The organism is Paenibacillus sp. FSL M7-0134 (genome assembly GCF_038007865.1).
Classification (GTDB): domain Bacteria; phylum Bacillota; class Bacilli; order Paenibacillales; family Paenibacillaceae; genus Paenibacillus; species Paenibacillus polymyxa_B.
In genome coordinates this window covers 1,069,524-1,094,147 of the sequence record NZ_JBBOXV010000002.1, presented here as the reverse complement: position 1 = coordinate 1,094,147, position 24,624 = coordinate 1,069,524, and the positions used below count along the sequence as shown (strand labels likewise).

Here is a 24,624-nt window from a genome sequence, read left to right as displayed (position 1 = left end):
GGCAGCGAGATACCTTTTTTTTGTTCATCCTATTTTATTTGTCCTGTATAAATTAAATTTTGTATAGCACTCACATAATAATGAGACTCGGCAGAAATCTCAAACCCTATTGACCGATAGAGGTTCAAGGCACGCTCATTTTGCGTAACTACTCCTAGTCGAATCTTAGTGTACTGCTTGGCAAGCAAGATTTTCACCAAACAAGCAAGAATTTCACGGCCATACCCTTTGCCTTGGTATAATGGATGTACACAGAAATCATGAATAACAGCTGTATCCGTATGAACATGATTGACTCGAATCATTCCGACCGGTGTCAGTCTATCTACAGCGAGGTAAGTTACACGTTCTGGTTCTCTCGTATGCTTAAAATAGTTCTTTGTCCAAGACTCGGAATCACCAAAAGCTTGCGATGAACATTCAACCATAAAATCAAAATCCTGATCTTCTTCTAGCCGCAAAACTAAGCCGGATTGATGTAACCTATCAGATTGGAACCGATTTAAATTCATGGAGAATTCAGACGTACTAAAGTTGGCCCCCAAGTGCTTCACACAATCTATTCCAGGTATTGAATTGGACGGGATTCTGATGCGACATGCTTTGATGCCTTGTAATTGTATCTCAGCTGCAGCATTGTACATTAAGGAGCGGAATACACCCTGGCGCCGATAATTAGGATGAACCATAGCGTTAATATTAGCTTCGATTTCATCTGATGTATACCAACTGAGATAGCCAATCAACTGGTTGCCCAATTGGCAAAGGATCGCTTTATCTCCACCGTTTTCTTTAAGGCTTTCTATGCCCACTCTTAAACTTGATCCGTCGAAATTCTTGCATAGTTGTTCCAACATTCGTATTCGAGCAATCTGATGATCTGAAAAATCATTCATTTTAAAAAATTTATAATCTTGCATATTATTGGTTACCCTCATCAAGAAGAAACCACGCAGTTTATGGACGAGTAGGCGCTGTCCTTCTATAGTCTGTCCGCTTATTCATCGTTACCATTTGGACCGCCTCCTTGATCATATATGAGTACTATTTTAACTTAATTATCAGACAAATCAATTTATTATATTCTCAACGCTTGGCAGGCTCTACCTTCATTTGCGCCTCAAGCGCGAGATTCAGCTTGAGCACGTTCACACGTGGCTCGCCGAACACCCCTGCACTGCGGCCTTCTGTCTGCTCCTGCACCAGTGCTCTCAGTCGATCCTGCGGGATACCCGTCAAGCCACTAATGCGCGGAATTTGCACCCGTGCCGCCTGTGGCGAGATGTGCGGGTCCAGACCGGAGCCGGAGTTCGTAATCAGGTCCACCGGAACCTGACTGACGGGTACATCCGGGTTATGCTTCTGCCAATCCGCAATAGAGTCCTTGACTCGCTGTATCAAGGCTGGATTCGACGGCGCGTAGTTACTTGAGCCTGAACCAGCCCCATTGTAATCAACGCTCGATACCCGACCTTGAAAAAACGCCGAATCGGCAAAGGACTGCCCAATCAGTTCGGAGCCGACCACCCGCCCCTCCGCGTCACGAAGTATACTGCCGTTTGCTTGCTGTGGAAACAGAACCTGCGCTACTCCTGTACTGACTAGCGGATATGCCAAACCGCACAAGAGAATCATCAGCACTGAAGTTCGTAAAGCCACTCCAATAACTGTACTTCCTCGCATCTCTTGTCTCTCCGGTTGTCCTTCCGACACTGTCCCGGTCCCTGTACGTTTGTTATGACCTTGCCCGCCAGATTCGGCTTTTTCGTGCGCAGCAAATCTGCGTCCAGACATCATCCGATAAAAACCACTCATGTCGTTCACCCTTTCTGCGCTAAATCCACAAATGCACCAGCAAATCAATGGCCTTAATGCCGACAAACGGTACGACCATACCGCCCAGACCGTAAATCAGCAAATTCCGTCCCAGCAGGCGATCCGAGCTCATCGGCTTATACTTCACGCCCTTCATGGCCAGCGGAATCAGAAGCGGAATAATAACCGCGTTAAAGATCAGCGCCGACAAAATAGCGGACAGCGGGGAGCCAAGCCCCATGACGTTCAAAGCGCCCATTTGTGGAATGGCCAGCATGAACATCGCCGGGATGATGGCAAAATATTTGGCAACATCGTTCGCAATGCTGAACGTTGTCAATGCTCCACGCGTCATAAGCAGCTGCTTGCCGATCGCGACCACCTCAATAATTTTGGACGGGTCGGAATCCAAGTCCACCATATTAGCCGCTTCTTTGGCCGCGACTGTGCCGCTATTCATGGCAAGACCGACATCCGCTTGCGCCAGCGCAGGTGCATCATTGGTGCCGTCTCCGGTCATAGCAACCAGCTTACCCTGTTCCTGCTCACGTCGGATAACCGCTATTTTGTCCTCCGGCTTGCTCTCAGCTACAAAGTCGTCCACACCCGCTTCTCGTGCAATTGTAGCTGCTGTCAGTGGATTATCTCCGGTACACATGATCGTACGGATACCCATTTCCCGGAGCTGATCAAACCGTTCCTTCATGCCTGGCTTCACTGTATCCTTCAGATAAATAATGCCGTATATCTGATCATCCAGCGCGACTGCCAGCGGTGTACCTCCTTCAGAGGCTACCTGATTCGCTTTTTCCTCCAGATCAGCTGGAACACTGCCGTTTTGCGAGACGATCCATTGCCGAACAGAATCCACCGCGCCTTTGCGTACCTTTCGTCCATCGGCCAGATCCAGACCACTCATCCGGGTCTCCGCCTTGAATTCGATAAAGGTTCCACCCGCTGCCAAGGATGCATCCAGCGTATGCTCCTGTTTGCGCATCAATTCGAGAACCGAGCGACCCTCTGGCGTCTCATCCTTCATAGAGCTAATCGCTGCCCACTTCACTAACTTTGCCTTCTCCACGCCCTCTACAGGCACGAATTCACTCGCCATTCGGTTCCCAAAGGTGATTGTACCTGTTTTATCCAAAATCATCGTGTTGATATCCCCAGAAGCTTCTACCGCCTTGCCTGACATGGCCAGCACGTTAAACTGGGTGACCCGGTCCATACCGGCAATCCCGATGGCTGACAGCAGTCCTCCAATCGTGGTTGGAATCAGACAGACTAGCAACGAAATCAGCACAGGAACAGGCAAATCAATGTTAAAATGACGGGCAATCGGCGCTAGCGTAACCACTACAATTAGAAAAATAATCGTTAAGCTAATCAGCAAAGTGTTCAGTGCAATCTCATTCGGCGTTTTTTGCCGCTGTGCGCCTTCCACGAGCGAAATCATTTTATCAATAAATGTCTCGCCCGGCTCTGTCGTAATCCGCACCTTAATCCGGTCACTGACCACTCGCGTCCCGCCGGTTACCGAGCAAAAATCACCACCCGATTCCTTGATGACCGGAGCCGATTCGCCAGTAATTGCAGATTCATCCACCGAAGCCAGACCTTCAATGACCTCACCATCGCTTGGGATCATTTCGCCCTGGGAGACAATAACCACGTCCCCCTTACGCAATTCGGTTGAGCTAACCACCTGAATGTCATTTCCGATGAGCTTGTTAGCTTGCGTATCCTGCTTGGATTTTTTTAAAGAGGCAGCTTGTGCCTTACCCCGCCCCTCCGCGAGCGCTTCGGCAAAATTAGCAAAAAGCAACGTAAACAACAGAATAACAAACACGGCCAGGTTAAAGCCCATTTCCTTGCCAGTTCCAAAATAACCGGGAAGCAGTAACATTAGCAGCACGACCAATGTACCGATCTCCACGACGAACATGACAGGATTCTTCATCATAATCATCGGATTTAATTTTATAAAGCTATCCTTGATCGCATGCTTCAAGATGCTTCTGTCCAGCATGTGTTTGCGTTGTTCCTTCATGATCAAACACCCCGTTCATCCATTCTCATTTTCTTCTTCACATGGTCAAAAATTCAGCAACAGGTCCCAATACGATGACGGGTAAAAAGGTCAACGCACCAATCAGCAGCACGACCCCGATCAGAATGGCTCCAAATAACTTGTTGTCCGTACGCAGTGTCCCCGTCGTCACCGGAGTCGGTGCTTTGGCATTCAATGAAGCCGCCACAGCCAACAATGCAATCATAGATACATATCGTCCGAAGAACATAACCAGCCCTGTTGTCATGTTCCAGAATACGTTGTTATCCGAAAGACCTTCAAATCCCGAACCGTTATTTGCAGCAGATGACGCATATTCATAGAGCACCTGAGTCAACCCGTGATAGCCAGGGTTAGTGACCGCGTCGTATCCCCAATGACTCATAAACGCAAGCGCAGTTGGGGCGAGAATGAGAAACGGATGTACCAAAATGGCAATCGCGATCAGCTTCATTTCCTTGCCTTCAATTTTCCTTCCCATAAATTCCGGAGTTCTCCCGACCATCAGTCCGCATATAAACACACCCAGAATCGCATACATCAGCATATTCATCAGCCCGACACCCTTGCCGCCAAAAATGACGTTTAGCATCATTTCTCCCAAAGCAGCCATGCCACCCAGTGGGGTTAGTGTATCATGCATATTATTGACCGAACCTGTCGTTGCCGCTGTTGTGACCGCAGTGAATAAAGCCGATTGTCCAATGCCGAAACGAACCTCTTTCCCTTCCATGCTTCCTTGAGAAGCATCCACACCCAGTGTCTGGATTAACGGGTTACCTGTCTTTTCAGACACGTACGTAATAGATAGAAAAATAAGAAACAATACCATCATGGAGCTAAAAATAATCCAGCCCTGCTTACGATTACGGGCAAACAGTCCAAAGGTATACGGCAACGAAGCCGGCATTACCCACATTGCCAAAATTTCCAGCACGTTCGTCCAAGGACTTGGATTTTCAAAAGGATGCGCAGAGTTAGCTCCCGCATAACCGCCTCCATTCGTCCCCAAATGCTTGATGGACTCCAGAGAAGCAATGGGCCCCATAGAAATCTGCTGCTGTGTTCCGCTCAGCGTCGTAAGATCCGCCGTAGGCTGTAGCGTCTGTGGTACCTTCAATCCAACCAGCACCAGCGTAAGCACAAAGGCCAGCGGCAGGAAAATCCTTATAATGGCTTTAATAAAATCTTGAAAGAAATTGCCCATCCCTTCACCGCGCCGCGTCAATCCTCTCATAAAAGCCGCAGCAACCGCAAAACCGGAAGCAGCCGAAGTGAACATCATCATCGTGACGAACGCCATCTGTGTCAGATACGTAAGCCCGCTTTCTCCGCTATAATGTTGGAGATTCGTATTCGTCATAAAGCTGATTACCGTATTAAAAGCTAGTGATGCTTCCATATTACTGTTTCCAGCCGGATTACCAGGAAGCATTCCCTGTAAACGCAACAGCAAGTAGCTGATCGCCACAAGCACGACATTCGTTGCAATGAAACTCATAACATACGTAGTCCAACGCATGCTCTCCAGCTTCTTCAATCCTACTATCTTATAAATCAGCTTTTCTGTTCCGCCAAAAATCCGATCCGTCCGATTGGGTTCATTCGAGAATACATGATACATATAGGTGCCCACTGGCTTTACCAAGAGCAGCAATATGACGATCACAATTCCAATTTGAAGCAGCTCCATCCTTTATTCCTCCTTCAAAATGCTCCTGCGTTTGGAACAACAGACCTGCTTCCAGAGCACCAATTGTGTGCACACGTTTGCGAAAACCCGCTACCTATGATGCTTAATATTCAGATCTGTTGTTCCCGCCCGCTCTATCCCCTATAGCTGACTAGAACTTTTCAGGGTTCAGGAGTGCGTAGATTAAATACATAAACACAATAGCCGTAAGCCCAAGTATAACGATCATCCTCTTCGTCCTCCTTTAGAGGTCTGCGCATCACACCAGCGTACAAACAGCAGTATCACTCCATAACTCACAGCCATGACGAGCAGCATGTATATATCCATCATGTTTATACCCTCCGTATCGGTCCTCAGATCGCCATTCTTATTTGATCATAAAATCATAAAACAACTATGTTATAAGTGCTTATCCGTTCAGCAGAAAACCCACCTCTCCGTTCAATGTGTAGATCACATGATCCGCTCCCAATCCCCGATAAATTCCTTGTGGATTACAGCCGTGCGTAATAACATAGATCGATTCCGATGTTAGCGGCCGACATATTTGCAGGAAACGGCACGTCAGATTCAAGCTGTTCTCGAACAAATACACACTACCAATTTCTTTTTTTGGAAAATTCCATTTTCCCGCTTGCATGGTATTGATGCGGACAATGTGCTCCACACCCATTTTTTTGAGCTGTCGTTCCTCCTGGGCGCTATTCGTGAGAACTGCAAACGCCAATTTTTTGAAAATAAGCAATTTCACAAAACTTCTGCCCGCTTCATTCGGTGCAGTGACAATAATTAACCGACCTTCCATCAGTAGCTCCTCTCCCGGTATAAAAAGACAACAAAAAGAAGCCGAAGGAAAAAGGCTTTCCTCCGGCTTCTTACATATCCATGATAAAATAAACCATGGCTGCACACGGCGGTTTGTTGCCTCTCCCTGTACGCTTACGAGGTTAGCTGTCGGATTCGGACGTGAGAGTCGCCCTATTTCTGGCACTTGACCGGAAAATTCACCCCATGAGACACACGGCTTCCGAAGCCGTACAATCTCGATTGGTTCCCCCGCTTTTGCAACTGCAAAATTCAGCGCTATAGACATTTCGTTGTTGCTTCATTCAAGTTAATTTGAAATTACGTCTTGAATCATACACCCGCGCATGGAAGACTGTAAAGCTCAACTGCGGGGTTATAAATCGGCCTTTAGAGCCTAGGATATTAATAATAGCGCTTACAATGCAACTATGCTTCTCACAGCTCCTTCAATCTCTGTTTTTCATCCCTTTTCAAAAATGACAAGCATGTCAATATTGGCGTAGGGTAGAGCGTTTTTGGCCTTTTTTTGTAAAAAGAGAAGAAAATACGCTATATGTACCAGCTAAACACCGATTGAACCCGCTTTTATAAGAAGAAACACCTTAATTCGCTCCATTTGCGGTGCGATTTACTGTTTTGAACAAAATACGATTTTACAGCGGCTAAAGGCTTGATACAGCTTTTCCAGACTTGCAACCTTGCTTTTAATTGCTTACAATTTAATTGCTGAATATTGAATAAGGAGAGATACTATGACCGTTTATGAATATGATGCGCACACCCTGCAAGGGAAACAAATTCCGTTATCCACATATGAAGGGAACGTTCTGCTTATCGTGAACACTGCCAGCAAATGTGGGTTAACCCCCCAATACAAAGCGCTACAAGAGCTATATGACCAGTACCATGAACAGGGGCTCGAAATTTTGGGATTTCCCAGCAACCAATTTGCCAAACAAGAGCCAGGTTCCAGCGAGGAGATTTCCGAGTTTTGCCAGATCAATTATGGTGTTACCTTTCCGATGTTCGCCAAGACAGATGTCAATGGCGATCAAGCGCACCCCTTATTTCGTTACCTGACCCAAACTGCTCCGGGGGTATTAGGGTCCAAAGCGATCAAATGGAATTTTACTAAATTCTTAATTACACGAGAAGGTAACGTATTTAAGCGCTATGCACCGCAAACCACTCCAGATAAGCTGGCGGGAGATATAGAGAAGCTTTTGCAGCAAAACTGACATCCTTCTTTATCACAGTTAATAAATGACCTATTGTCTACCGTTGCTTCTGTGGCTAAAGGATATAACGAAAAATGCTTAACAAAAAAAGCATCCCTTCACGTAAACCGTGTCAGGATGCTTTTTTAACTGAGTCTTGCATATAATGCGGTCGAGAGGACTCGAACCTCCACGGGCGTACGCCCACTACCCCCTCAAGATAGCGTGTCTGCCATTCCACCACGACCGCAAATCATAATGTAATGAGGCAACAGATTTATTATACTCTCTCATCAACTATTTGTAAACAAAAATATAATAATTATTTTATATGTTATTTTAACTAACATGTATGAGCGATAAGAATATTTGATTTGACACAAAAGCTATTTAAATGTAAATATATATTACATATATTTCGAATATTTTTCGTTATCCCCAAGTAAAAAGTAAAATAACATAACATGACATAAGGATTCACTTCGAGGAGGCGAACCACCTTGCATAAAGGCAACCGCTTGCTGAACTATGCATTATTGTTGGACCCTTCCCTACCTGTTGGTGGCTTTACCCGTTTTAACGGACTGGAGAAACTATCGCGTAACGGACATTTGAACAGTCTACAAGACCTGGAACATTACATGCTGGATGATTTGTATCCTCAATTTACAACCGTTGACGGCATGGCTATCAAAAGTCTGTATGTCGCCATCCAGCAGAATGACAGTTGGCGGATCGCCCTCATTGATAAGATGCTGCATACCCAACGTCCCTCCTGGCAGCATGTGAAGGAGTTTCGTCTATCCGGTCAGCGTCTGCTCAAGCTCGCTAAGGCTCTTTATCCTTGGCTTGAATTTGACCAGTTGGAATCTATACTCATTCAATACAATGCGATTGGCACACTCGCTACCGTTCACACCTGGATTAACTTCCTCCTCGGAAACGATGTAGAACAGACCGTTCACGGCTATCTTAGCGCAGCGGTGTCCTTCTGTGTGGAAGATGCCTTCAAACTACTCAATCCTCCTTATGAGGAAAAGAACCCTCTTATGGAGCGTATGACAAGCGAGCTCCTCTCTGCCTGGAAGAAGCTTAACCAACCTGAGCCAACTGCATCTCAGCGTCGCTTTCTTCACAGACATTGGTCCAGCTCCTACATCACTCTACCTCTTTATATGAGCCATAATAACCAATTGGATGAACCTAGACTGTTTTCCTCCTCAGGTCTATTCAAACGCCTTCCAGCATCCCCCTGATGCGTCGTTTCGCCAATGTGGTCACAACACCAAAAACACTCTGTCCCTTTCCTCAGGTGGCAGAGTGTTTTTTATCCACATATAATCGCAATTCACACCATTAGCAGACTCTAGACGGATTATCAGAACCACCTAGCACTTAATTAAGTAATTAATTCAACAAAATGACGCATTTACGATTGTAAAAACACGTATAAAAGTGTATCATAGTGTTAGATGGTTAATTCTAACATGTTTACTGATGATTATTATAACACACCAATTATTCCGCAAGAATCCGTAAGGGGCGATTTCTCTTGAATAACAAAATGCCTGTCACCTCCTTCGGGTGGGCCATCAAACAACGGCTTGTCGAACTTCGACTGGATCAGAAAACATTTTGTGAGACACACAATATTCCGCCTTCAGGCTTGTCCAATCTGATTCACGGCACCCGCAAAGCACAAAGGTACAGAAAACAAGTTGCTGCAATTCTGAACATCGACGATAACGACTATAAGGAGGCACCGCACTCTAAACCTAACAAGCATTCCAGTTACATATAGGTCATTCCATATCACCAAGAAACCAAATAGACCCGTAAAGCGAACCCCACTCGTTCGTTTACGGGTCTTCAACCCAGACGATCTTTAGCCAAAAAATTATTCCGGCTTTGTTTTATCCTTCTCACTTTTTTGCTTACGGTATTTTGCAAATTCAACATATTCTAAAATAAAATTCTGTTCTTCCGTCTCAAGATCTTCTGCCTGGCAATTCAGTGGCCCCATCACTCCAAAAAAATAAGCAGCCTTCTGCTCCTGAAGTACGCCTTCTCCTGGCTTAATCCCTTTCATTAACCAATCGAGCGATACATTAAAAAAGTCCGAAATCTGAATCAAATGGGTGGTACCCGGCGTTGTTTTACCCCTTCTCCAATCACCGAGATTCCCTGAACTGATTTTAAGTTTTTCACAAAATGCCTTCTTGGTCATTCCGCGATCCTTAATCAAAGCTTCAATCCGCTGATAAATAGTTTGATCTCCCAAAATGTTTCCCCTCCGACACAGTAACTTTTTCTGAAATAATTTTCATTTTTCAAGCCTTACTCATTAGTAATCCTCATCAAATCCTAAGCAACCATTACCTCATAGTAGAATTGCGCTGGTTTTTCTCTTTACGAAAGCGGGTAAATTCAATATACTCAAGTATAAAATTTCTTTCCGCCTCACTAAGCGGTTCCCCCTGGCAATTCAGTTGCCCTGAAGCGCCAAAAAAATAAGGGTCTTGCGACTCCTTTAGCACCTCACCCTGTACATCTCGACCCAGCATGATCCAATCCAGACTGGCATCAAAAAACGAAGCAATTTCAATGAGTTTATTCGTGCCCGGCGTCGTTTTTCCTCTTTTCCAATCCCCGAAGTTCCCTGTACTAATGCCTAACTGCTGGCAGAACGCCTTTTTCGTCATTCCCCGTTCCTTGATGAGTTCCTCAATGCGATGGTAAATAGATTGCATAGAAGTTCCTTCCTCCCTAGCAGGCTCTCAAATAACGATATCATGTTCTCTGTTCCCATTTCAAAGATCACGTATGCTAAAATTACCGAATTATGTATGTTGGTTTCCATTATACCACAACACGCAACAAAAACCGCCTGTTTTCCGAAGAAAGGGCGGTCTTTAAGCCAGTTCACTTACGCCAATCACGTAGCAGAGTTGTCGATTTTAAGTAAGATATGCTTCAATTCATTCAAAGTTTCACTCAGATGCAATAAATCTTCTTCTGGCAAATACACCAGTCTTTCTTGAATTTTATTGGAGAAGGTATGAAATACCTGTTCACAAAAAGCATCGCCTTCCTGTGTAATCGCCACATTCACGACTCTGCGATCCGAATCACACGATTGGCGGTCAGCCAACCCATGCTCCACCAACTTATCCAGAAGAGGAGTCATGTTTGGACGTGAGACATTAAGTTGTTTGGACAAATCGGATACTGTAGACGAACGCACTTCACGCAGAAGCATGAGCACTTGAAAGTTATTAGGCGACAAGTGTAATGGGAAATCGAGCGGACCGTAGGTGAAAAATTTCTTCTTCACAATCGGAAACAAGCCCAAAATATTTTCTGATATATTTCCTAACAGTTGAGTGTCCATATTTTTCACCGTCACTTCATAAGTTTATACTTATCATTCTATAACATTATGGCATTATATTATACTATGGAATCATTATTTCATCATAATCATTACTTTATTACATCACTACACAAATAAAAAAAGCCTCTACCGCGAGAGACTTTTCCGTTTATTCCATTGATGCGGTCGAGAGGACTCGAACCTCCACGAGCGTACGCTCACTACCCCCTCAAGATAGCGTGTCTGCCATTCCACCACGACCGCATAACAAAATATAAATGGTGAGCCATGAAGGACTCGAACCTTCGACACCCTGATTAAAAGTCAGGTGCTCTACCAACTGAGCTAATGGCTCATGCTGTTCATCCAAGCTGTCCGCCATTAGACCAGACCTCAGGAATTTCCCTTAAGCATGCAACATGTAGTCTATAAAGACAACAATGACCCGTAGGGGATTCGAACCCCTGTTACCTCCGTGAAAGGGAGGTGTCTTAACCCCTTGACCAACGGGCCTTATTATTATACGCCAACTTGGCGACAAGAAAGAGTATATCAAATAGAATAACGAATGGCAATACTTATTTCTAAAATTTTTAAAAAAGCAGTTTTTATAAGCACAAAATTCGCATTTACTTACAATACCTTATCTAAAATCACTAAAATCCTGAAAACAGCGATAAATGATTGCAATATCACTTGTATTTACTTATAATCACTTACGAGATACCGAAATAATTATATATCAGAGGAGCTTTTTATGTATCAGGAAGAACGAATGTTAAAAATCGTTGATTACTTACAGCTTCATAAGCGTATTTCGGTGGATGATATTTGTGAATTTTTTAATGTTTCACGAGATACGGCCCGTCGAGACCTCGTAAAACTTGAAGAGCATCAAAAAATTATTCGCACCCGCGGCGGCGCTCTTCTCCCTACACTTCATCACGATCCAATTGGAAATTATAATGAAAGACTACTTACTGTATCCGAGGAGAAACAAGTGATCGGACAGCTGGCTGCCAGCATGGTACGAGATAAGGATCGTATTATATTGGATTCCTCTACCACCGTACAGGCGTGTGCAGAAAGACTGAATGTGCAGGAATGTTCGGTCATCACCAATTCAATCAATCAGGCTGACGTGCTATCTGGAAAAGACGGTGTCTCCATTCATCTGCTGGGAGGCCGCCTGCAAAAAGAACACCGATATGTATATGGCTCCTCCGTGATCGCCACTTTGTCTCACTATTTTGTAGACAAAGCCTTTATCGGGATTGGTGGTATATCTGCCCACGGACTAAGCCTGATTCATGAAGAAGACGGCATGCTGAAGCATCAGATGATGAAACAGGCAGATCAGGTGATCATCCTTGCGGACCATTCGAAATTCGGAATCAATTTTCCATATCGTTTTGCCGATCTGTCTGAAGTTAATATCGTGATCACCGACAGATTGCCAGAACCAGCGATGCTGGAAATTTTGCAACATTATGATGTGGAAGTTGTTGTACCCTCATAAAATATGAAACTGCTTAGCTAGAGCTCAAGATTTATCACAGAGATATCGAAAGACAGGAGCTGAAGAGAAATGAAACTGTTTGCGATTGATATGGATGGAACACTGCTGAACGAGGAAGGAAAAATAAGCAAAGTGAACGCGGAGGCTATACGCCAAGCACAGCAGCAAGGCGTTCAGGTGACAATTGCCACTGGTAGAGCTGCTTATGACGCCTGGACGAAGCTAGAGGAAGCAGAGCTTGTAACTCCCGTCATTGGAGCAAACGGCGCAACCGTACACGATGTGCATCGTCGTCAGTTAACCTCTACTCCTATGGGCCGCAGTGAAACGTTTGAAGTGCTGAGCTGGCTGCATGACAACGACTTTTACTATGAGGTCATGACAGACCGCGCTATTTATTCTCCACAAAACGGACATCAGCTGCTTGCTGTTGAAATGGACCGCTTGCTGAGCTCCAACCCGGATATTTCGCTGGATACTTTATTACATGCAGCTGAAAAACAATATGAACAGACCGGACATACTCGCATCGCTTCATATGAGGACATTCCACTGGATGTAGAGATTTATAACGTGCTCTGTTTCTCCTTTGATCAAGCCAAATTGGATTGGGGCCGTGAACGTTACCGAGGTTTTCAGGGCCTGAACATGGTCATCTCTTCAGACCGTAACTTTGAAGTCGAGCATAGGGATGCGTCTAAAGGTAATGCATTGCGTTATCTGGCGAATCATCTGAGCATTCCCATGCAGGAAGCCGTAGCGATTGGGGACAGCTACAACGATATCTCCATGCTGACGATGGCAGGAACAGGCATTGCCATGGGCAATGCAAAAGACGACATCAAGGCCGTCTGCTCCGAAGTGACTCTGACTAATGCGGAAGATGGCGTCGCTCATGCTCTGTTGAACATACTCAAGACAGTCGAGGCTGACAGCGTGAAATAGAAGTTATTGGCTGCGTACAAGACAGGCTAACGTCGCTTCATGCTGTACGAAGCACGTCCGCCTCTCCATTTAAACGATTTCAGTCCACCGTTATTCTCAAAGCAGATATAGACGAAAAGGACGCTCGCAAGCATCATTACAATGCATACGAGCGTCCTTTTTCTGCTTAAAATACCAACGGAGAGAGAGGGATTCGAACCCTCGCACCGCTTTCGCAGCCTAACCCCTTAGCAGAGGGTCCCCTTATAGCCACTTGGGTACCTCTCCATGGCTCCCCGAACAGGACTCGAACCTGTGACAACTCGATTAACAGTCGAGTGCTCTACCAACTGAGCTATCAGGGAACATTACTGTAAATTATCATACAGTATGGTTAATTTACCATGATTCAGGGGGTGCCGTCAAGTGCCAACAGGCGAAGCTTACCTCCACACTTCCCACAGCGATACCGCTGAGGATTCATCTTACGCTTGCGCATATACTCCTGTTTACAGGAAACGCATACTAGCTTGTAACGATAAGGCCGAGGCTTACGTTCCGTTCTTCCTGGCAGAGTCTGACAATGCCTGCTCCCTCCTACACGGGCAAGCCATGCTTTGAAGTCAGCATCTCGATGCTGATAGCCCATCCCTCGCAAATGTAAATGATAATGGCACAGCTCATGCTTAATAATTTTCTCCACCTCAGAACGTCCGTAAGCTGCGAGTTGATGTGGATTAATTTCAATATGATGACTTTTCATAAAATACCTACCGCCTGTGGAAGACAGGCGCGCATTAAAGGTGGCTTGATGTCGAAACGGCACACCGAAGCTCTCCAGCGAAATGCGCTCTACCCATTCTTGAAGCTCTTCATTACTCATAGAACGGCTCATTGAATGGTTCATTGAATTGCTCAGGGACTTGGACTCCATCCTAACAGTCTCTCCTCCTTTGCTCCTTACTGACAAGCATATTATAAAATAATGACCGAAGTCTAACCCCCAATTCATAAGCACACTTTAGGTACCCACCCCATATGCTAAACATACAGAAGTAACGCAGAGGAGGAGATCGGCTTGCCTCAATGGCTCAGCAACCAGCTCATGCGGGCCTTTTACAAAAAGGACCGGCGCCAAATTAAACTGTTGAACGATTGTTGGTTTTTTTATCATAAAGCACCTGGCGTGGAGTTCGATGCCAACAACGGTTAGAAGCTAAGGCATCCAAAAATGAAAGCCGGAATCTCCGATCAGTTCGGAGATTCCGGCTTTTGTTATACCTTCACAAGAAGGTTGTACAGCTTTATTTAAAGTATTATGCCTGCGATTGCGCCTCTGCAGGAGGTTTCATCGTCAGACCAACCCTGCCTTTTTTCAAATCAACATTTAACACCCACACCGTCACGTTATCACCGACAGATACGACATCCATCGGATGCTTTACGAAGCCACTGCGCAGCTGTGAAATATGAACCAACCCGTCACTTTTAATACCGATATCGACAAATGCGCCGAAATCAATGACATTGCGGACGGTTCCCTGAAGCTCCATACCCGGTGAGAGATCCTCGATCTTCAGCACATCCTTGCGGAATACAGGCAACGGCAGCTCGTCACGCGGGTCACGGCCCGGACGCTGGAGACTGTCCAGAATATCCTTCAGTGTTGGCACGCCGACTTCAAGCTTTGCAGCCAATTCGTCAATGTTGGACACGCTCAGTGCTTCCATTGCAGTCTTAGTACCCAGATCGTGGGCGCTGATGTTCAGTTCCGCCAACAGGCGGTCTACGACAGCATACGATTCAGGGTGAATCGGTGTACGGTCCAGTGGATTTTCTCCACCCGGTATACGGATAAAGCCTACAGATTGCTCGTAGGTTTTTGCACCAAGGCGCGGCACCTTCTGCAACTGACGACGGCTGCTGAATTTACCGTTTTCCTCACGGTACTTAACGATGTTTTTGGCAATCGTCGCATTGATCCCCGCTACATAGGATAACAGCGCAGAGGAAGCCGTGTTCACATCCACACCGACATGGTTAACGGCTGATTCGACAACATCCTTTAAGCTTTCATCCAGATGTTTCTGCGACACATCATGCTGGTATTGGCCTACACCAATAGCCTTCGGCTCAATCTTGACCAGCTCAGCCAGCGGGTCCTGCACACGACGTGCGATGGAAGCCGCACTGCGCTCAGCCACGTCCAAATCGGGAAATTCCTCCTGTGCCAGCTTGGAGGCAGAGTATACGCTCGCGCCCGCCTCATTGACGATCAGATACGCTAGACTGCTGTCACCAATGTCCGCAATGACTTCCGCTACAAATTGCTCTGTCTCGCGCGAAGCGGTTCCGTTACCAATGACAATCAATTCGATACCATATTGGGCAATTAGCTGCTTGAACTTTTCAGCAGCCTCGCGCTTCTTGTTATTCGGCGGTGTCGGATACGTCACAGCCACTTCGAGCAGCTTGCCGGTGTCATCGACAACCGCCAGCTTACAGCCTGTCCGATAGGCCGGATCGACACCGAGCACACGTCGGCCCTTGATCGGAGCCTGTAGCAACAGGCTGCGCAAGTTGCCTGCAAAGATGGAGATGGCCTGCTGCTCGCCCTTCTCCGTCATTTCAGCGCGTACTTCACGCTCGATAGATGGCGCGATAAGTCTTTTATACGCATCCTCAATGACACTGCGCAGCAGATCTTGCACGACAGACGATCCTTTAATCACTTGGCCAGCCACGTAATTGTAAATGGAATCTGGCGCCACCTCAAGACCAACCTTAAGAATGCCTTCCCGCTCCCCGCGATTAATTGCCAGAATACGGTGAGGTGGCATTTTCTTAGCGAGCTCACGATAGCTGTAGTAGTTCTCATACACGGATTCTTGCTCCGCGTCCTTCGCTTCGGAGGTCAACATACCATGGTCCAGCGTGTATCGGCGTACCCATTGGCGAATAGCCGCATCATCCGCTATATTTTCAGCTAAAATGTCCAAGGCTCCTTGGATGGCCGCCTCAGCGCTGTCCACTCCCAGTTCCGCATTTACATAGGACTCGGCTTCTTTCAGAGCATCGCCCTGCTTCGGCTGGCTCCAGATCCAGATGGACAGCGGCTCCAGTCCCCGTTCCTTCGCTACACTGGCGCGGGTTTTGCGTTTTTGCCGATACGGACGATACAGATCCTCCACTTCCTGAAGTTTAACCGCAGAGGTGATAGCAGTCTGCAGGTCTTCCGTCAGCTTGCCCTGCTCATCAATAATGCGGATGACCTCTACCTTACGATCCTCCAGATTACGCAAATACACCACACGATCTTCAATTTCACGCAGCTGATTTTCATCCAGCTCTCCTGTCATTTCCTTACGATAACGCGCGATAAAAGGAATTGTATTCCCTTCATCCAACAAACTGATCGTTGTCCGGATTTGCTTGAGTGCCAGCGACAGCTCTCTCGCCACTTGTTTGACAATCCGCTCTTGGCGTTCTGCTTCGTTCGGCTCCTGCCGGATTTCCGTCTTCGTTTCCTCGTTAGACAAACCTATCCCTTCTTCCTCACAGCTCTTGTCTTACACCATGTCTTTCATTATCACAAAAAAAGATTCAAAGCGCCAGCAGGTGACGTTAAAGCAAGCCCTACCTGCATTTTTCATTGGACACGCAAAAGGGCAGCGCCCAAGCGCTGCCCTTTTCCCGTTTCACTCGTCGTTCCATCACGCTAAAAATCAATCAAACCGAGACTGATTTGTAGCGAATCGCTCACTTTGCGCATGGTTTCTTCATCTAAATGGGTGATTTTGTCGGTAAGCCTTTGCTTGTCGATCGTCCGAATTTGCTCCAGAAGAACAACAGAATCACGATCAAAGCCATGCGTCGCCGCGTCGATTTCCACGTGTGTAGGCAGCTTTGCCTTCTGAATCTGAGCGGTGATAGCTGCTACGATCACAGTAGGACTAAACCGGTTGCCGATATCATTTTGAATGATCAGCACAGGTCTGACGCCACCTTGCTCGGAACCGACTACGGGTGAAAGGTCTGCAAAAAAAACGTCGCCGCGCTTTACGATCAATATGGATTACACCCCGCTAACTGTACGGCCCAAGGTGCTGTTTGCATCTTCCTCCGCGTGAAAGGCTTCGGATGCCATGGTTAAGTTGATTTTAGCCATTTCCATGTATCCACGCTGCATAGCTTCACGAATGTAACGTTTTTTACGTTCGCCTACATACAGCTTCATGGCCTGCCTGATAAATTCACTGCGGTTGGAATTTTCCATAGCTACGATCCCGTCCACTTCCTGCAAGAGATGATCTGGCAAACTGATCATTATTCTTTTGGTGTTCTGCAAATTGGCCAACTTCTCTTCCACCCCCAAAACCTTGTCGCCATTGTACCATTATAACGTTATTCCCGGTAATTTATTCAAACGGAATACAAGAGAATGTATATGATATTCGTATATCATCTATGCTGCATTCCATTATAAACTACGCAGTTCGTTTTCGTACAGGCGTTTGATCCCCGAAATACAAGTGTCAGCGGAGCCTGATGCGTCTTTTGACAGTTATAGCGCTCTTTTCTTTCCTTTGTACATATTTCGGGACGTTCTGCGAAAACTCCTGCTTTTATTCGGTAATTTGCGTTATGAAATTAATTCCAGCGGGTTGGAAGAAGCGAGTTCACTCGAACAACAGGAACATGACCTCGTGTGTATACACGCGGTACCCTATCTGCGATCATGCAGATCACCTCATAGTGGATCGTACCAAGCTTGGATGCCAACTCATCCGCCGCGATAGTTTCGCCGGACTGCTGGCCGATGAGAACAACCTCTTCGCCGGTTTGGATTTCTTCCGCATCTTCTGCGAAAGATTGTAAGGATACCATACACTGGTCCATGCAAATCGTACCGAGTACCGGGACGCGGCGACCGCGTATCAACACTTCGATCTTCCCACTCAGCATGCGGGAGTATCCATCCGCATAGCCGATTGGCAGTGTACCGATCCGTTCTTCACTGGAGGTTACATACCGGGTGCCATAGCTAACTCCCCAGCCGGGAGGAAGCGTCTTGGTATAAACCACCGCCGTCTTCAATGACAATACAGGCAGCAGCTCAATAGCTTGCCGGTTAACCTCATCAGACGGGTACAGACCGTATATACTGATACCAATCCGCACCAAATTGGGGGAAAGAGAAGGGGTATCAATGGTGGCGGCGCTGTTGCCCGTATGTATAATGGGAATGGTGATACCTTGTTCCCTTAGCGCTTCCGCCACGCCCCGAAACCGATCATATTGTAGCAGTGTATAGCTTTTGTCTTCTTCATCCGCGCGGGCAAAATGGGTGTACATGCCTTCCAGCAGCACTTGCTCTAATTCGTGAGCCTGCCGGACAAAAGCCATAGCCTCTTCTCCAGGCAGCAAACCCAGTCTTCCCATGCCGCTGTCTATTTTGATGTGCACCTTCAACTTGCGTTCGTTTCCTTGGCGGTCCAGTCTGCGGATACCCTCCAGCACTTCCTCACTGAACACTGTCAATGAGATATCATGATCCCAAGCCGTTTGTACAGCTTCCGGTGAGGTGTAACCAAGTACTAGAATTGGTAGCTGAACCCCTGCATGACGAAGCTCCAACGCTTCATCCAGAAAAGCGACGCTCAAATAATCCGCACCAAGGCGTTCCAATTCCTTTGAAATTTCCACGGCACCGTGTCCGTAGGCATTAGCCTTGACACAGACCAGTATCAGCTTATCCGCTGGCAATGCCTTGCGAAAAGCTTCATAGTTGGCGCCAAGGTGATCCAGGTTGATTTCGGCCCGGGTCGATCTGTATTGTGCTTGCAAATCCAGTCACCTTCTTCAATTGTTAGCCTGTAACATAACCTTTTACCATTCGGAGTGTGGCAAAGTTCTTGCTTCCAAAGGTTAATGGTAATGTTCAAAAACGTGGCTGTCAATGGCAGGAGACGTTTGCCTGCATCCTCTACAATGAACACGACATACAAGCGGTGCACATCCCAGACCGCGAATGAACAAAAGACGGATACGGGCGGCAGCAGAGCATTTTTACACTCTAGACCGTCTGCATCCGTCTATAAAGTTTTATTTACCCGATTGATCCTGTATAGAAGCGGCAATTTGTATCATTTCGCTCACAGGCAGGTCAGCACTGGTGATTCTGAACTCGATTCCGTCATTCATCCAGGTCATCGTCTGCTGTTCGCCTCCGGTCAGAACGGCAAAGCTTCCTCCAATATCAACCAGTTCGCCTGCGGCCAGTGCGACCGCCCGATCTTTGGGACGTGCCTCTACAATGGTATAGTTATACGTTCCACTATACCGCAGCATCACCGCATGTGTACCATTATCCTCGAGCTCCGGCGTATCCTTGATCTGTACTCCGGCTGGCGTGTAGGACGGTTCGATCAAGCCGAACTCACCCATCACAGCTTCTGCCGCATTTGTTCCCGCTGACGTTCCGTTTGTGGCATCCGATGTGCCCGGGGTTTGTTGCTGCGCCTCTGCGTTGGCTGCTGCGTCCGGTTTGGATGTATCGTTTGTGGCAGTACCGTCCACCTTCGCTTCCCCTGACGGCTGCTGGACTGCATCCCCTGCTGTTCCCTGCTCTTGTCCGGGTTCGCCAGACGTCACGCCAGTCGTCCCATCCACCGCACCGGAAGGATCAAGCTGACCGCTGGAATCTACTGCTCCAGAAGATGGCGCCCCTTCGCTACCCGTACTCGTCTTACCTGAAGCCATGTTCCGCTCCATATCAAAGGAGTCCTTGTCAAACTTCGTATCAAAAGCAAATTGATCGAATTTCAGATCAACAACTACCTTGGCATTCGCATCAGACACCTGTACCTGAGTGGGTGCATAGTCATTTTTGGACAGCCATATCTTTTGTCTCACCAGCGCATGGCTGTTGTAATTTGCTGCCACATCAAACACATAGGATTTATCGTCGGTAGCCAACTGACGGGAGGCATCGCCGATAATGCTGCGAACTAACGTTTCATATAAATATACTTGACCCTGATTGTTTGGCCAGTCGCTTTTGAAACGGAAGCTTTTGTTCAGGCTGGGTGTCAGTACAAATACACCCTCATCATTACGAAGCACAATTTGCGTAACATCCTTTTTTTCGTTCGTCATGGCAATTCGGTAATAGGACGGCTTGCGGTAGGAAATATCAACCTTGTATTCCTGCGGCGTGTCGCCGGTATGCAGCGTCATCAAAGCTGTACCGTGGTAGCTGTTCAGGTCGCTCACCACGTCACTCAAATCTTTAACCACATCGTCCGCGCTCTTCTTGCCGCACCCGGCCAGTAGCAGCGTTACACACATGACCATGGCAAGCATCCATGAAATCCGGCGCATGTCATCAACCCCTTCAGCACATGTTTTAAATGAATTAGTACATGTCTATGAAGGACTTGTTCGATTTATGCAGACTGGCATGACAAGCTTGAACGTATCCTTGTGTAATGCTATAAAATCTTTTGGAGAGTGATCATAAATTCATACAGGAAATAAAAAGAAAAACCGATCAAGACCACACCAGCACTGATCGTGACCCACTTGATGGCGGTTCGATTCATCGCTTTTCGTGTTGTCGCAACAAGGGCCATCAAGCCTAAATCATGGATAAGAATACCAAACAAAATACCTAAGCCAACAACCAAGAATTGACTTGTATTTGACTGATCAAATGAGCTTGCCAGCACAGTCCCAAAAACACTCACCCAGAACACTAAATTCCCCGGTGAAACAGCTACAAGCAGTCCATTTTTATAGGAAGAAAATAATGATTTCGTCTTTTTTTCTCCTTCCAGTGCAATATCATGATCCGCATTTTTAATGCTGTCGTACCCCACGTAGCACAAAAATACAGCTCCAATGAGCCACATGATCACCTGTACAACAGATAATGACAAAACAGAGGCCAGACCAAAATATAAACCAATGATTAATAACAAATCGACGGTCATCCCCCCAAGGCCCACAATCCATCCATGCATGAATCCATTCTTTAGCCCTTGCTTCGTCATTTCAACCGTAATTGTACCTACAGGTAGTGCTATAGAGAAACCTAGTAAAACATATGTAATAAACAATGCCATTTCAAAACCCCTTTCAAATGTATAAAAGTGATATTCTATACCATAAAAAATGACAAATCAATAAAATTTGAAACCTGAAATGAGCTAAGAACTCATGAGACTTATTTTGTACAAAATCGGATTCATTGACCAAGTTTGTCCATTGAGTATTGAGGGTCCAGCGCTTATCATTGCTTTTGTGATAATAATTCTCATTTATAAAATTCTGAATCATTCTATTATACGGAGGTTGCTATGACCAACAAGAACTCGACAATCAACAAAAATTCTACTCGACAATACACTGCTCTGATCTGCCTTTTCTTTCTTATGGGGGCATTGCTACTGGGATGCGGCGCATCTGACAATCAGACTGCAAGCAGCAACACAACAGCATCTACAAAAACATCGGAAGCTGCCACAACTCGTGACTACACAGACTATAAGGGACATACAGTGAACATTCCCACGACTCCTGGGCGCATTGCTTACTTCGGAGAAAACTATGGGGATCTATTGGTTTTAGACGTACAAGCTATAGGTACATCGACTTCTATGATTGAAGGCAAGGTTTATGAGAAGCAGGTTCAGAACGTGGCCGATCTGGGGTTCCCGATTAATTTTGAAAAAACCTTGGAACTTCAGCCTGACCTGATCATTACCGCCGATACAGATGAAAAACAATACGCAGCGTTAACAAAAATTGCACCTACAATTATGTTCGATACCTTTGCCCCGTTAAACGAACGTTTGCTGCATCTCGGAGACATTGTGAATAAGAAAAAGGCTGCTGAAGATTGGCTTGCCCAATATAAAATAAAGGAAGCGGAGATGTGGACCAAGCTTCACGCAGAGGGTGTTAAGGCGGGGGAAACTGCTTCAGTGTTTACCTACTATCCTGGCGACCGTTTATTCGCAATGGGACGGACAGGACTGTCACAAATACTGTATGAAAAGAATGGTTTCAAGCCTACTCCTCTTATTCAGAAAGCACTGGATGAGGACAAAGGATTTGTACAAATATCTCAGGAAGTGATCGGACAATACGCTGGAGATCGGATTTTCATACTAAGAACACCAAGTTCAGAAGCCCAACAATCCACTGAACAGTTAATGAAAAGCAAGCTGTGGCTCCAGCTTCCTGCTGTCAAACAGGGACGTGTGTACACTCAGGATATTGGCAAAACTGAAAGTGATGCTTCCACTCGAGAATGGCTGCTGGAGGAATTGCCCAAGCTCATCAAATAAAAATTGGAGAAGCTTATCGACACTTGTTGATAGGCTTCTTTTTTGTTGAACCTAAAGGAGGTATACTTATACATACATGATAACCATTCTCAATAAAAGGAGCAATACCGTGAACCAGTCTCCGTCGTCCGTATATCCTCCCCCATTCAGCTCACTGCTTTTTCATTTTAAAGAAATTGCGTTGGTTGGTGAGCCTACCGATGAATTATTATCACGTCCTAATTCATATCACTGTCTTCTTATATTCATCGGTGGGACAGGTATGGTGGACATTGGCCCAGAGCAGTATCTATCCCATACAGGTCATGGGTATTGGCTAGCTCCAGGTGAATCCTATCAAATCGCTCCCCTGAATGGAACTGTACCCGAATACTACAAAATCACGTTTGAGGTCATCGCTTTGCCATCAGAACCACAAGTGGACATGGCCTTGGCTGAACACGCAGCACGTATGCCATCCCTATATCATGAACCTGTCCTGCCGGGACCGCGCGAATACATTGCCTCCTCTTCTTCCTCCATACTTATTCAGTTGACTGAAGAGTTATTTCATAGTACCCAACAAATGGTACAGCCGCATAACCAAACATCTGTATTACGGCAGCAAATCATGTTTCAAGAGTTGCTCTTGTTGTGGCAGGAAGACCACACCCATATTGATCAAAATAATACCTCTAATCCGGCATTGCCAGCATCGGTGGAAGGTACCCTTTCATATATGGAAAACCACTATGAAAAGCCCATTACCGTCAAGCAGCTCGCTGAACAAGCGAACGTTTCCATATGGCAATACTCCCAATTGTTTCGTAAAATTACAGGCAAAAAGCCGCTGCATTACCTCACTGAGCTGCGCTTGAACCATGCCAAGCGGCTGCTGCTGGAATGCAAACGGCCTTTACGTGAAATTGCTCGTCAGGTTGGTTTCTCTGACGAATATTATTTTAATCGACGGTTTAGGCAAATGACCGGGATTCCCCCTGGCAAATACGCACTTTCTGTCTCCGGTTCTGTGCGCGTCAAGGATTGGACGGGTCACCATATTCACATTCCGCGCCGAGCAAGCCGCATCATCTATCATGGAGAAACGATGGGCGATCTATTGGCATTAGGGACCAAAGCCATCGGCGGAAGTCTGCAACTCAGTGAATACAGCGTCTATAAACATCGTCTTGTGAATGTCGCCGATGTGGGCCTTCCACTGGATATTCGCTTGACCAGCGCTCTTGATCCCGATCTAATTATCATCGCCAATTCGGATGAACAGGAATATGAGCGCATTGCCAGTATCGCACCCACCGTCACCTTCAACTCCTTCGCCACGCTGGAGGAACGGATGCGTACACTTGGCGTCTGGCTCGGTAAGGAGCGGGAGGCCGAACGCTGGTTGTCTACCTTTACAGCCCGCAATCTGGCAATGTGGCAGCAGCTCGGTACGCAAATCACAGCCGGAGAAACGGCCTCCGTCTTCATCTTCGATCATGGTGATCGGCTCTTTGTCATGGGTATGTCCGGATTCTCGTCGGCCCTCTACCACCCACAGGGCTTTCAGCCCGTTGAGCTGATCCAAAAGGTGCTCGACGCGGAACAAGGCTTCGCAGAAATAGATCCGAACGAATTGCCTGATTACGCCGGGGACCGCATTTTTATGCTTGTCCCAACAGCTCCAGAATCCAAACGTACGCTGGAACGTATGATCAGCAGCCCTCTCTGGCGCAGCCTTCCTGCTGTACGTCAAGGTCGGGTATATTTCGTAGAAGCTGACCGCTGGAACTGGAGCGATGCCATGACCCGGCAAAAACTGCTTACTGCATTGCCCAAACTGCTTGGCACTCCATCCTGAGAAGCTGCC

General features: G+C 46.5%; 24 protein-coding genes, 6 tRNA genes and 1 riboswitch. Of the genes, 8 read left to right on the top strand and 22 right to left on the bottom strand.

From position 1 onward, the window contains the following. Positions 1 to 29: 29 nt before the first annotated feature. The 6 genes from NSQ58_RS20505 to NSQ58_RS20485 all read right to left on the bottom strand — a co-directional run bounded on the left by NSQ58_RS20505 (position 30) and on the right by NSQ58_RS20485 (position 6,387). Complete coding sequence (locus tag NSQ58_RS20505) at positions 30 to 920, bottom strand: GNAT family N-acetyltransferase (protein WP_068939866.1); 891 nt, start codon at positions 918 to 920, stop codon at positions 30 to 32. Between the two features lie 166 nt (positions 921 to 1,086). Then, positions 1,087 to 1,815, bottom strand: a complete 729-nt coding sequence (gene kdpC, locus NSQ58_RS20500; protein ID WP_341058116.1) for a potassium-transporting ATPase subunit KdpC — start codon at positions 1,813 to 1,815, stop codon at positions 1,087 to 1,089. 19 nt (positions 1,816 to 1,834) lie between these two features. Then, a complete protein-coding gene (gene kdpB, locus NSQ58_RS20495) occupies positions 1,835 to 3,865 on the bottom strand; it encodes a potassium-transporting ATPase subunit KdpB (protein ID WP_069080983.1) in 2,031 nt (676 codons plus the stop codon). A 37-nt stretch (positions 3,866 to 3,902) separates the two neighbouring features. Beyond that, positions 3,903 to 5,579, bottom strand: a complete 1,677-nt coding sequence (gene kdpA / locus NSQ58_RS20490) for a potassium-transporting ATPase subunit KdpA (RefSeq protein ID WP_068939857.1) — start codon at positions 5,577 to 5,579, stop codon at positions 3,903 to 3,905. Positions 5,580 to 5,730: 151 nt separating this feature from the next. Then, positions 5,731 to 5,808 carry a potassium-transporting ATPase subunit F gene (locus NSQ58_RS26815; protein ID WP_071559652.1) on the bottom strand — a complete coding sequence of 26 codons (78 nt, stop codon included), beginning with the start codon at positions 5,806 to 5,808 and terminating at the stop codon, positions 5,731 to 5,733. Positions 5,809 to 5,991: 183 nt separating this feature from the next. Then, positions 5,992 to 6,387 carry a hypothetical protein gene (locus tag NSQ58_RS20485; protein WP_023987603.1) on the bottom strand — a complete coding sequence of 132 codons (396 nt, stop codon included), beginning with the start codon at positions 6,385 to 6,387 and terminating at the stop codon, positions 5,992 to 5,994. A gap of 115 nt (positions 6,388 to 6,502) precedes the next feature. Continuing rightward, positions 6,503 to 6,675, bottom strand: a riboswitch (cyclic di-AMP (ydaO/yuaA leader). Positions 6,676 to 7,141: 466 nt separating this feature from the next. Here NSQ58_RS20485 and NSQ58_RS20480 point away from each other — a divergent pair. Further along, positions 7,142 to 7,627 (top strand): glutathione peroxidase, encoded by a 486-nt coding sequence (locus tag NSQ58_RS20480; protein WP_023987602.1) that lies wholly within the window; start codon positions 7,142 to 7,144, stop codon positions 7,625 to 7,627. Between the two features lie 146 nt (positions 7,628 to 7,773). On the opposite strand, the gene NSQ58_RS20475 is transcribed toward NSQ58_RS20480, so the two are convergent. Then, a tRNA-Leu gene (locus tag NSQ58_RS20475) sits at positions 7,774 to 7,856 on the bottom strand. A 268-nt stretch (positions 7,857 to 8,124) separates the two neighbouring features. On the opposite strand from NSQ58_RS20475, the gene NSQ58_RS20470 reads away from it, so the two are divergent. Next, positions 8,125 to 8,862 carry an urease accessory protein UreF gene (locus NSQ58_RS20470; RefSeq protein ID WP_028543043.1) on the top strand — a complete coding sequence of 246 codons (738 nt, stop codon included), beginning with the start codon at positions 8,125 to 8,127 and terminating at the stop codon, positions 8,860 to 8,862. A 296-nt stretch (positions 8,863 to 9,158) separates the two neighbouring features. Beyond that, entirely contained in the window at positions 9,159 to 9,407 is a 249-nt protein-coding gene (locus NSQ58_RS20465; RefSeq protein ID WP_341058115.1) for an XRE family transcriptional regulator, read from the top strand. A gap of 96 nt (positions 9,408 to 9,503) precedes the next feature. Here the strand turns inward: NSQ58_RS20465 and NSQ58_RS20460 are convergent, their stop codons facing one another. The 6 genes from NSQ58_RS20460 to NSQ58_RS20435 form a co-directional block, all read right to left on the bottom strand. Beyond that, positions 9,504 to 9,887 (bottom strand): helix-turn-helix domain-containing protein, encoded by a 384-nt coding sequence (locus NSQ58_RS20460; protein ID WP_013309253.1) that lies wholly within the window; start codon positions 9,885 to 9,887, stop codon positions 9,504 to 9,506. A 94-nt stretch (positions 9,888 to 9,981) separates the two neighbouring features. Further along, positions 9,982 to 10,356: a helix-turn-helix domain-containing protein gene (locus NSQ58_RS20455; RefSeq protein ID WP_069079636.1), complete on the bottom strand. Its 375-nt coding sequence runs from the start codon at positions 10,354 to 10,356 to the stop codon at positions 9,982 to 9,984. Positions 10,357 to 10,541: 185 nt separating this feature from the next. Then, positions 10,542 to 10,997, bottom strand: a complete 456-nt coding sequence (locus tag NSQ58_RS20450) for a MarR family winged helix-turn-helix transcriptional regulator (protein ID WP_023987598.1) — start codon at positions 10,995 to 10,997, stop codon at positions 10,542 to 10,544. A 163-nt stretch (positions 10,998 to 11,160) separates the two neighbouring features. Further along, positions 11,161 to 11,243, bottom strand: a tRNA-Leu gene (locus NSQ58_RS20445). A 15-nt stretch (positions 11,244 to 11,258) separates the two neighbouring features. Further along, positions 11,259 to 11,334 (bottom strand) — tRNA-Lys (locus NSQ58_RS20440). A gap of 86 nt (positions 11,335 to 11,420) precedes the next feature. Further along, positions 11,421 to 11,492: transfer RNA gene (locus NSQ58_RS20435), tRNA-Glu, on the bottom strand. A gap of 244 nt (positions 11,493 to 11,736) precedes the next feature. Here NSQ58_RS20435 and NSQ58_RS20430 point away from each other — a divergent pair. Next, positions 11,737 to 12,498 (top strand): DeoR/GlpR family DNA-binding transcription regulator, encoded by a 762-nt coding sequence (locus tag NSQ58_RS20430; protein WP_013309250.1) that lies wholly within the window; start codon positions 11,737 to 11,739, stop codon positions 12,496 to 12,498. A 69-nt stretch (positions 12,499 to 12,567) separates the two neighbouring features. Then, the gene (locus NSQ58_RS20425; protein WP_028543047.1) at positions 12,568 to 13,443 is read left to right on the top strand and encodes a Cof-type HAD-IIB family hydrolase; all 876 of its coding nucleotides are present in this window, start codon (positions 12,568 to 12,570) and stop codon (positions 13,441 to 13,443) included. 178 nt (positions 13,444 to 13,621) lie between these two features. On the opposite strand, the gene NSQ58_RS20420 is transcribed toward NSQ58_RS20425, so the two are convergent. The 3 genes from NSQ58_RS20420 to NSQ58_RS20410 all read right to left on the bottom strand — a co-directional run bounded on the left by NSQ58_RS20420 (position 13,622) and on the right by NSQ58_RS20410 (position 14,356). After that, positions 13,622 to 13,710 (bottom strand) — tRNA-Ser (locus NSQ58_RS20420). A gap of 1 nt (position 13,711) precedes the next feature. Then, a tRNA-Asn gene (locus NSQ58_RS20415) sits at positions 13,712 to 13,787 on the bottom strand. Positions 13,788 to 13,831: 44 nt separating this feature from the next. After that, complete coding sequence (locus NSQ58_RS20410) at positions 13,832 to 14,356, bottom strand: SprT family protein (protein ID WP_279831782.1); 525 nt, start codon at positions 14,354 to 14,356, stop codon at positions 13,832 to 13,834. Between the two features lie 144 nt (positions 14,357 to 14,500). Here NSQ58_RS20410 and cmpA point away from each other — a divergent pair, with 144 nt between their 5' ends. Next, positions 14,501 to 14,635, top strand: coding sequence for a cortex morphogenetic protein CmpA (gene cmpA / locus NSQ58_RS20405; RefSeq protein ID WP_007429337.1), 135 nt, complete (start codon positions 14,501 to 14,503; stop codon positions 14,633 to 14,635). A 103-nt stretch (positions 14,636 to 14,738) separates the two neighbouring features. Here cmpA and NSQ58_RS20400 read toward each other — a convergent pair whose 3' ends face one another. The 6 genes from NSQ58_RS20400 to NSQ58_RS20375 all read right to left on the bottom strand — a co-directional run bounded on the left by NSQ58_RS20400 (position 14,739) and on the right by NSQ58_RS20375 (position 21,548). Beyond that, positions 14,739 to 16,961: a Tex family protein gene (locus tag NSQ58_RS20400; protein WP_193217073.1), complete on the bottom strand. Its 2,223-nt coding sequence runs from the start codon at positions 16,959 to 16,961 to the stop codon at positions 14,739 to 14,741. Between the two features lie 179 nt (positions 16,962 to 17,140). Continuing rightward, positions 17,141 to 17,491, bottom strand: a complete 351-nt coding sequence (locus tag NSQ58_RS20395; RefSeq protein ID WP_007429335.1) for a type II toxin-antitoxin system PemK/MazF family toxin — start codon at positions 17,489 to 17,491, stop codon at positions 17,141 to 17,143. Between the two features lie 6 nt (positions 17,492 to 17,497). Then, positions 17,498 to 17,779, bottom strand: coding sequence for a CopG family ribbon-helix-helix protein (locus tag NSQ58_RS20390; RefSeq protein WP_007429334.1), 282 nt, complete (start codon positions 17,777 to 17,779; stop codon positions 17,498 to 17,500). Between the two features lie 293 nt (positions 17,780 to 18,072). Beyond that, a complete protein-coding gene (gene alr, locus NSQ58_RS20385) occupies positions 18,073 to 19,269 on the bottom strand; it encodes an alanine racemase (RefSeq protein ID WP_340958514.1) in 1,197 nt (398 codons plus the stop codon). Positions 19,270 to 19,527: 258 nt separating this feature from the next. Further along, positions 19,528 to 20,805, bottom strand: a complete 1,278-nt coding sequence (locus NSQ58_RS20380; protein ID WP_023987594.1) for an outer membrane lipoprotein-sorting protein — start codon at positions 20,803 to 20,805, stop codon at positions 19,528 to 19,530. A 110-nt stretch (positions 20,806 to 20,915) separates the two neighbouring features. Then, positions 20,916 to 21,548, bottom strand: a complete 633-nt coding sequence (locus NSQ58_RS20375; RefSeq protein WP_076158192.1) for a LysE family translocator — start codon at positions 21,546 to 21,548, stop codon at positions 20,916 to 20,918. A gap of 234 nt (positions 21,549 to 21,782) precedes the next feature. Between NSQ58_RS20375 and NSQ58_RS20370 the strand changes: the two genes are divergently transcribed. Both NSQ58_RS20370 and NSQ58_RS20365 read left to right on the top strand, forming a co-directional pair. After that, positions 21,783 to 22,775 (top strand): ABC transporter substrate-binding protein, encoded by a 993-nt coding sequence (locus NSQ58_RS20370; protein WP_341058114.1) that lies wholly within the window; start codon positions 21,783 to 21,785, stop codon positions 22,773 to 22,775. Between the two features lie 109 nt (positions 22,776 to 22,884). Next, on the top strand, positions 22,885 to 24,615 hold the full coding sequence (locus NSQ58_RS20365; protein WP_341058113.1) for an ABC transporter substrate-binding protein: 1,731 nt from the start codon (positions 22,885 to 22,887) through the stop codon (positions 24,613 to 24,615). Positions 24,616 to 24,624 lie beyond the last annotated feature (9 nt).